Source organism: Streptomyces sp. URMC 127 (genome assembly GCF_051386535.1).
Classification (GTDB): domain Bacteria; phylum Actinomycetota; class Actinomycetes; order Streptomycetales; family Streptomycetaceae; genus Streptomyces.
The window spans coordinates 1-8,126 of sequence record NZ_JBPQTW010000265.1 but is presented as its reverse complement, the minus strand read 5'-3'; the positions used below and the strand labels follow the sequence as shown (position 1 = coordinate 8,126).

7 protein-coding genes and 1 rRNA gene are annotated in these 8,126 nt (G+C 71.1%); 5 read left to right on the top strand and 3 right to left on the bottom strand.

What is annotated here, in order from left to right; translation table 11 throughout:
• The 3 genes from rrf to ACSNOH_RS31340 all read left to right on the top strand — a co-directional run.
• Window positions 1–77: ribosomal RNA gene (gene rrf, locus ACSNOH_RS31350) — 5S ribosomal RNA — on the top strand; the annotation flags it as partial.
• A gap of 92 nt (window positions 78–169) precedes the next feature.
• Window positions 170–1,045, top strand: coding sequence for a sigma-70 family RNA polymerase sigma factor (locus tag ACSNOH_RS31345; RefSeq protein ID WP_436724834.1), 876 nt, complete (start codon window positions 170–172; stop codon window positions 1,043–1,045).
• Between the two features lie 36 nt (window positions 1,046–1,081).
• A complete protein-coding gene (locus tag ACSNOH_RS31340; protein WP_436724833.1) occupies window positions 1,082–2,215 on the top strand; it encodes an NAD(P)/FAD-dependent oxidoreductase in 1,134 nt (377 codons plus the stop codon).
• On the opposite strand, the gene ACSNOH_RS31335 is transcribed toward ACSNOH_RS31340, so the two are convergent.
• The gene (locus ACSNOH_RS31335) at window positions 2,145–3,680 is read right to left on the bottom strand and encodes a SulP family inorganic anion transporter (RefSeq protein WP_436724835.1); all 1,536 of its coding nucleotides are present in this window, start codon (window positions 3,678–3,680) and stop codon (window positions 2,145–2,147) included. The two genes, ACSNOH_RS31340 and ACSNOH_RS31335, sit on opposite strands and share 71 nt — an antisense overlap.
• A 642-nt stretch (window positions 3,681–4,322) precedes the next feature.
• Between ACSNOH_RS31335 and proC the strand changes: the two genes are divergently transcribed.
• Window positions 4,323–5,132, top strand: coding sequence for a pyrroline-5-carboxylate reductase (gene proC / locus ACSNOH_RS31330; protein ID WP_436724832.1), 810 nt, complete (start codon window positions 4,323–4,325; stop codon window positions 5,130–5,132).
• 157 nt (window positions 5,133–5,289) lie between these two features.
• Here proC and ACSNOH_RS31325 read toward each other — a convergent pair whose 3' ends face one another.
• On the bottom strand, window positions 5,290–5,889 hold the full coding sequence (locus ACSNOH_RS31325; RefSeq protein ID WP_436724831.1) for a cysteine hydrolase family protein: 600 nt from the start codon (window positions 5,887–5,889) through the stop codon (window positions 5,290–5,292).
• 98 nt (window positions 5,890–5,987) lie between these two features.
• On the opposite strand from ACSNOH_RS31325, the gene ACSNOH_RS31320 reads away from it, so the two are divergent.
• Window positions 5,988–7,001 (top strand): GlxA family transcriptional regulator, encoded by a 1,014-nt coding sequence (locus ACSNOH_RS31320; RefSeq protein WP_436724830.1) that lies wholly within the window; start codon window positions 5,988–5,990, stop codon window positions 6,999–7,001.
• A 9-nt stretch (window positions 7,002–7,010) separates the two neighbouring features.
• Here the strand turns inward: ACSNOH_RS31320 and trpS are convergent, their stop codons facing one another.
• Complete coding sequence (trpS, locus tag ACSNOH_RS31315) at window positions 7,011–8,009, bottom strand: tryptophan--tRNA ligase (RefSeq protein WP_436724829.1); 999 nt, start codon at window positions 8,007–8,009, stop codon at window positions 7,011–7,013.
• Between the last annotated feature and the right edge of the window lie 117 nt (window positions 8,010–8,126).

Genomic DNA, 8,126 nt, shown 5'->3' with positions numbered 1-8,126 from the left:
CGAACCCGGAAGCTAAGCCTTTCAGCGCCGATGGTACTGCATGGGGGACCGTGTGGGAGAGTAGGACGCCGCCGAACTAATGTTGAGAAAAGCCCTGGTGGGAACCTTGAGTTCCTGCCAGGGCTTTTCTGCGTTTACCCGAGCGCTCACGAGAGGAGCCGGCGGTCCCATGGCATCCCTGGCTGATTTCGAAAAGCACCGCCCCCAACTCTGGGCCGTCGCCTACCGGCTCACCGGATCGGTCGCCGACGCCGAGGACGCGCTTCAGGAGGCATGGCTCCGCTGGCAGCTGCTTCCCGAGGAGGAAGCCGCCAACCCCGCCGCCTATCTGACGACCGTTGTCAGCCGCATCTGCCTCGACCAGCTCGGCTCTGCCCGCTCCCGCCGCGAAACCTACGTAGGCCCATGGCTGCCGGAGCCCGTCCTCGGCGCAGTTCCTGGCCCCGAGGACCGGGTCACCCTGGATGAATCCATCGGACTTGCGCTGCTGACCGTGCTGGAGAAGCTCACGCCGGCAGAGCGGACGGCGTTCATCCTGCACGATGTCTTCTCCGTGCCGTTCACCGAGATCGCCGAAATCGTCGGGCGCACGCCGGCCTCCGTACGGCAGCTGGCTTCCCGCGCGCGGAAGCGCGTGCGCGCCGAGTCTCCGCGGTGTTCGGTCGACCGCGCCGCTCACCGGCGTACCGTCGACGCTTTCCTCGCCGCCGTGATGAACGGCGACTTCGAGAGTCTCCTGTCCGTCCTGGACCCGGATGTCGTCTGGCGTTCGGACGGCGGCGGGAACGTCTCGGCCGCGCGCCGTCCTATTTGCGGCAGCGAGAACGTCGCCCGCTTCGCCCAGGGCATCGTCCGCCGCTTCGACCCGCTGTCGATGCGGGTGGTGGTGCGGGACGTCAACGGCGCACCCGGCATCGTCTCCGTCGACCTGGCCCACGGCCGGGTGTTGGTGATCGCGTTCGCTGTGCACGAGGGGCGGATCACCGAGGTGTACGCCGTCGCCAACCCGGAGAAGCTCCGGCACGTCGACCCGGCGGGACTGTGACTGTCACACTTCGGTGCTCTGTTTCGTCGTGTAGGTATGACGCCCCGACCTGACATCGCCGTCCTCGGCGCCGGCTATGCCGGCCTCACCGCCGTCCTGAGGCTGGCGCTGAACCCCCGTCTCGCCGTCACCCTCGTCGATCCCAGCGACCACTTCACCGAGCGCGTCCGTCTGCATCAACTGACCGTCGGCCGCCCGGAGATGAGCGTCGCGCACCCGCTGTCCTCACTCCTCCGAGGCACCCGGATCCGGCACATCGCCGCCCGCGCCGTCGACCTGGACCTCGTACGCAGGCAGCTCCGTACGGACGACGGCCGGACTCTCTCCTACGAGCGGCTCGTCTATGCCCTCGGCAGCGTTACGGACACCCGCGGCACAGGCGACACCGACGACACAGGCGGTACAGGCGCCGCTCAAGGTGCATGCAGTGCGGGAGAGGCGCGGGAGCAGGAGCGCGCCTACACCGCGGAGTCGGCGGCCGAGCTGGGCAAGCGGCTGCTCGACGGGCCGGGGCGGCTCGCCGTCGTCGGCGGCGGGCTGACCGGTATCGAACTCGCCGCTGAGATCGCCGAATCCCACCCCGAGTGGGAGGTCCGGCTCCTCACCGCGGGCGTTCTCGGCGCAGGCCTGTCCGGTAAGGGACGCAGGCATGTCCGTACGACTCTGCGCGCGATGGGCGTGCAGGTCCGGGAAGGGCAGCGGGTCGCCTCGGCCGACGACGTCGACGCGGACGTCACCGTCTGGGCGGCGGCCATGCGGCCGCGCACCGAGCTCGCGGCCGCGGCCGGCCTTGAGCTCGACGCCGCGGGCCGGATCGTGGTCGACCGCACGCTCCGGTCGGCCACGGATCCGGCCGTCTACGCAGCCGGCGATGCGGCGGGCACTTCCCTCCGCATGGCGTGCGCGACCGCGATGCCCACGGGCGCGCACGCCGCGGCCTCCGTTCTCGCCGACCTCGGGTCTCGGCCGGCGGAGCCGCTCGCCTTCCGCTACGTCATGCAGTGCATCAGCCTCGGCCGCACCGACGGGCTCATCCAGCCGGTGCACGGTGATGACTCACCGCGCAGTTCCGTCCTGACCGGGCGGCCGGCGGCCTTCGTCAAGGAGCAGGTTGTCCGCTCCACGGTCCGGAGCCTGCGTGTGGCGGCGAGCCTGGCGCGTGCCCGGTAGCCACCGGGCCACGGGATTCGGCGTTGCGCTCCGCCCACGCGGTGAGTGCCGACCGGCAGGCGTGGTCCATGTGCCGCAGGCCGCTCAGGTCGAGTTCCACCGGTTGTCCCGAGCCCCGTTGTCCCGAGCCGGGTTGTCCCGAGCCCGGGAGGGTGGCCTCCAGCTCGTCGAGGATCTTGGGCAGCCGGAGGAAGTTCGCGTTGCCCAGGACCCGGACGTGCACCGTGCCGTCCTCGGCTGTCCGCGTCTCCACATGGACGTGCGAGGTCTCCCACGCGGCCTTGGCTACGGCCATCAGCAGGCCGATGATGACGCCCTCGAAGAGGTTGGTCGTCACGATGGCCCCTGTGGTCACCACGAGCACTACGGCTTCACCGCGGTGCTCGTGCCAGAGCCGGATGACGTCCCGTACGGGCAGGAGCTTCCATCCCGCGTGCATCAGCACCCCCGCGAGTGCCGCCACGGGGATGACTTCGAGGGCCCAGGGGAGGAACGCGGCGAAGAGCAGCATCCAGGCGCCGTGCAGGACGCGCGACGCCTTGGTCCGCGCGCCGGCCCGGACGTTGGCCGAGCTGCGCACGATGACCGCCGTCATCGGCAGGGCGCCGAGCGCCCCGCACACCGTATTGCCGGCGCCCTGCGCGATGAGCTCCTTGTCGTAGTCCGTGCGCGGGCCTTCGTGCAGGCGGTCGACGGCGGCGGCGCTGAACAGCGTCTCCGCCGAGGCGATCAGGGCGAAGGCCAGGACGGTGCCCAGGACGCTCATCTCGCCGAGCCGCGCGAAGTCCGCGCTGCCCGGCGGCTGGATCGCTTCGAGCATGCCGTCCACTTCGATCCGGGCCACCGGCAGGTCGAGGCCGGCGACCATGCCCGTGGCCAGGGCGACCGCCGCCAGAGGGGCGGGGAGGAACTGGGCGCCGCGCTGCCAGCGGGGCCACAGCACGAGGACGGCGATCGTGCCGGTGGCGACCGCCGCGGCGGTCAGGGCGTCGTCCGAGATCAGCGTGTTGATGATCAGGTCGGGGATGCCCATGAGCTTCTCCGTGCCGCCGCCGGGCGGACGGGTGTCGGCCATGGCGTAGATCTGGCCGGCCATGAGGACCAGGCCGATGCCGCCCAGCATGCCCTGGACGACGGCCACGGAGATCGCCCTGAACCACCGGCCCAGGCGCAGCAGCCCCATGGCGATCTGCAGCAGGCCCGCGGTGAGGACCAGTGCGCCGAGCGCGGTGAGCCCGAAGTCGCGCACCGCCTCGTACACGAGCACGGTCAGCCCTGCGGCCGGGCCGCTGACCTGCATGCTGCTGCCCGGCAGCAGCCCGGTGAGGAGTCCGCCGACCACGCCGGTGACCAGCCCCAGTTCCACCGGCACGCCCGAGGCGACGGCGATGCCGACGGAGAGGGGTACGGCGATCAGGAAGACGACGAGGGAGGCGGTGACGTCGGCACGGAGATCACGGCGCAGGCTGCTTCGGCCGGAGCCTGAGCGCTTGGTGCCACCGGCTGAGCCAGCTGAGCCGACAGAGCTGTCGGCACTGCCGGAGCCGTCGGAGCTGCCGGAAGGGTTTGACCGGAGCTTGGTCCAGGAGAGCACTTTGCGGGCATGCCTGAGGGGTATTTTGTCCACGAGGATCTGCCTCCAGCGCGTGGCGTCGCGCAGCGATGTGGTCGTCGATCGTTGCGTGTCGGAGCCTGTTGGACCTGGTCGGACCTGGTTGGACCTGTGGGACCTGGTTGGACCTGTTGGACCTGTGCAGTGGGTCTGGACTTGTGCAGCGTGTCGGGTGTGTGAATGCCGGGCCGTACGAGTGGAGACGTACGGGCAGCGAGACGTCGGGGTGAGGACCGGCCGGACGGGAGAGGGTGACGGAGTGTGCCGTGGACACCCGCGGTCATTCTGTCCAAGTGGCCAATGCCCGGGGAGCGTTCGCGCGTTACCACGATGTAAACGCTGTGGTGGCCGGCCGGAATCCGCTCGTCCCATCGCTCCGGCGCGGACCCCCGTGGGCTTACCGGTGGACTGCGCCCGGCGCACGTCGTGCGCGCGGGGTGCAAAGATGACCGGACACGCCCCCGACCAGCGAAAACCAGCGAAGAGGTGGAGTTCGTGACCCAGAAAGTCGCCGTCCTCGGTACCGGAAAGATCGGCGAGGCGCTGCTGAGCGGCATGATCCGCGCGGGCTGGTCGACCGACGACCTCCTGGTCACCGCCCGCCGCCCCGAGCGCGCCGAGGCGCTCCGTGCCCGGTACGGCGTCGAGACGGTCACCAACGCCGAGGCCGCCAAGTCCGCCGACACGCTCATCCTGGCCGTGAAGCCGCAGGACATGGCGGCGCTCCTCGGCGAGCTCGCCCCCCACCTGCCCGCCGACCGGCTGGTCATCAGCGCGGCGGCCGGCGTGCCCACGTCCTTCTTCGAGGAGCGGCTGCCGGGCGGCAATCCCGTGGTGCGCGTCATGCCGAACACCCCCGTCCTGGTGGACGAGGGCATGTCGGTGATCTCCGGCGGCACCCATGCCACGGAGGACCATCTCCTGCGCACCGAAGAGATCTTCAAGCCCGTCGGCAAGACGCTCCGGGTGCCCGAGTCCCAGCAGGACGCGGCCACGGCGCTGTCCGGCTCGGGGCCGGCGTACTTCTACTTCCTCGTCGAGGCGATGACCGACGCGGGCATCCTCCTCGGCCTGCCGCGGGACAAGGCCCACGACCTCATCGTCCAGGCCGCCATCGGAGCGGCCGTCATGCTCCGCGACAGCGGCGAGCACCCGGTCAAGCTCCGCGAGGCGGTCACCTCGCCGGCCGGAACCACGATCAACGCCATCCGCGAGCTGGAGAAGCACGGGGTGCGCCACGCGCTGATCGCCGCCCTGGAGGCTGCCCGCGACCGTAGCCGGGAGCTGGCGTCGGGCGAGGGGTGATGAGCCCGGCCCGGTCCTGAACGTACTTCCTGACCAGGGCTGACCGGTCTGACCCGGGCACTGGCCAGGGCTGACCCGGGCACTGGCCAGGGCTGACCGGGGCGCTGGCCAGGGCCGACCGGGGCCGACCGGGGCCGACCAGGCTGAGCCGGGCTGCTCAGGCCCGGGCCACCAGCGCCGCCGTCGGCACGATCTTCGCGAAGCCGGCGGCGTGCAGGTTCGTCGCCGTGGCCCGGAACAGCTCGTCCGCCGTGAGCGTCTCCCCGTCCGGGCCGACCGCGTCGAACGTGTACGTCGCGTCGACCGGCACGATCACGTCGTACCCGAGGTTTCCGCCCATCCGGGCGGTCGTCTCCACGCACCAGTTCGTCATGATGCCGATGACGACCAGCTGCCGGATCCCGGCCTCGTCCAGCCAGCGCCCCAGGTCCGGCGTGCCGAGGAACGCCGAGTTCACCGTCTTGGTGACCAGCAGCTCCGGCCCGCTGCCCTTGCCGCGCCGCTGCTCGACGAAGTCCTGCAGGTCGTTTCCCCGCCGGCCCGGACGCAGCGGCGAGTCGGGCTTGGGCGAGTCGTGCCGTACGAACACCACGGGCCTGCCCGCCTCCTGCCAGGCGTCGATCAGCTGCGCCATGTTGTCCTCGGCGGCAGGGTTGTTGCGAGGCGGGAAGTGCTCCTTCTCGTTCCAGGCGTTCTGGACGTCGATGACGACGAGGGCGGCATTGTCGCTGATACGGATGTTCTGTGCGCTGTTCATGCTGACGATCCTTGTCGCCGCCGCGGGACGGGCACAGTGGCGGAAGTGACCCTGTTCGATGGATTGCTGCCAAGCAGGATCCCGGCAGGATGGTCCCCATGCAGCCAGCGCAGCGCATCGCCCTCGTGGCCTTCCCCGGCATCCGCGCCTTCGACGTCGCCGTCATCACCGAGGTCTGGGGCGTCGACCGCACCGACCGCGGCGCTCCCCGCTTCGCGCTGCGTCGCTACGGTGCCGGCCGGGCACCCGTGGCCATGCCCGGCGGGCTGACCCTCACGCCCGACCAGGACCTCGACGCCCTGAACGGCTTCGGCGCGAGCGATCTCGTGGTCGTCCCCGGCGTGGACGACCACCTGGCCCCGGTCCCCGGAACCGTCCTCACCGCGCTGCGCAGCGCCCACGGCGCGGGCGTCCCGGTCGCCGCCCTCTGCGGCGGAGCCTTCGTCCTCGCCCAGGCCGGTCTGCTCGACGGCCGTCGTGCGGTCACCCACTGGAACCTCACCGGACTCCTGGCCCGCACCCACCCCGGCGTTCAGGTTGTCCCCGACGCCTTGTTCGTCGAGGACGGCGGCGTGTGGACCGCGGCCGGCGTCGCCGCCGGCATCGACCTCTGCCTCCACCTGGTCCGTACGGCCCACGGCGCCGAGGCGGCGGCGACCATCGCACGCTCCATGGTCACCGCCCCCTTCCGCACGGGCACCCAGGCCCAGTTCGTCGAACAGCCCACGCCCTGCTCCGACCGCGAGGCCGACGCCCTGGCCGCCGTACGGGAACGGGCCCTGCGCCACCTCGCCGAACCGCTGACCGTCGCCGACCTGGCGGACTGGGCCGGAATGTCGCCGCGCTCCTTCGCCCGCCACTTCACGGCGACGACGGGTACGACGCCCGTGCAGTGGCTGCTCGACCAGCGCGTTGCCGCGGCACAGAAGCTCCTGGAGCGGACGGGGCTGCCGATGCCCGAGGTGGCGCGCCGCTGCGGCTTCGGCAGCGAGGTCACCATGCGGCAGCACTTCGCGGCCCGCCTCGCGACGAGCCCGCGCGACTACCGGCGGGCCTTCCGCTCCGCGAGCACGGGCGTGGATGCGGGCGCGGCGGTCGGCGCGAGCTCGTAGGGCCGGTCCTCAGTGCGCGGGCAGCAGGCCGATGGCGCGGTAAGCCGCGTCCACGGTCGGCCGGGCGAGGTTACGCGCCCGCTCGGCGCCCTCCCGCAGCACCGCGTCCACATATCCCGGGTCACCGCACAGCTCGGTGTGCCGCTCCTGCAACGGCCGCAGCACCTCCAGCACCGCGTCGGCGGTGTCCCGCTTCAGAGCGCCGTACGAGGAATAGCCCGCCGCGAGTTCCGCGGGCGCGCTACCGGTACAGGCGGCCAGGATCTCCAGCAGATTCGTGACACCGGGACGGTTCTCGCGGTCGTGGACGACATCGCTGCCGCTGTCGGTCACGGCACGCATGATTTTGCGGCGCACGACCTCGGGCTCGTCGAGCAGGTAGACGATGCCGGCCGTCTCCGCGTGGGACTTCCCCATCTTCGCCGTCGGTTCCTGCAGGTCCATGACGCGAGCGGCCACGGTCGGAAGGACTGCCTTGGGGACGGTGAACGTGTGCCCGTACCGCTGGTTGAACCGCACCGCGAGATCCCGCGTGAGTTCGACGTGCTGGGCCTGGTCTTCGCCCACGGGCACTTCGTCCGCCGCATAAGCGAGGATGTCCGCCGCCATCAGCACCGGGTACGTCAGCAACGAGAGCCGTACGCTTCCGCCCGCGGCCTGCTCCCGTGCCGCCTTCTCCTTGTACTGGATCATCCGCCGCATTTCGCCGTCGGACGCCGTGCACTCCAGGAGATAAGAGAGCCGGGTGTGCTCGTCCACGTGGCTCTGCACGAAGAGAGTGCACTGAGCCGGGTCCAGCCCGGCCGCCAGGAGAAGGGTGGCCGTCTGCCGGCTGAGGCGTCGAACGCGAGCCGGGTCGTGGTCCACGGTCAGGGCATGCAGGTCGACGACGGAGAAGAGTGCGTCGGCCTTGTGCTGGTCCACCTCGACCCACTGGCGGATGGCGCCGAGGTAGTTGCCGAGGGTCAGGTGGCCGGTGGGCTTGATGCCGCTGAAGATCCTGGTCATGGGTGGTGCGCTCCCTGTGTCGAGAGGGACGCCGCCCCGGACAGCAAAAACGGCCGCCGAGGCGGCGGCCGTTGGATGCATGCGCGAAGCACGGAGTCGGGGGGGGGGGGGGGGGGG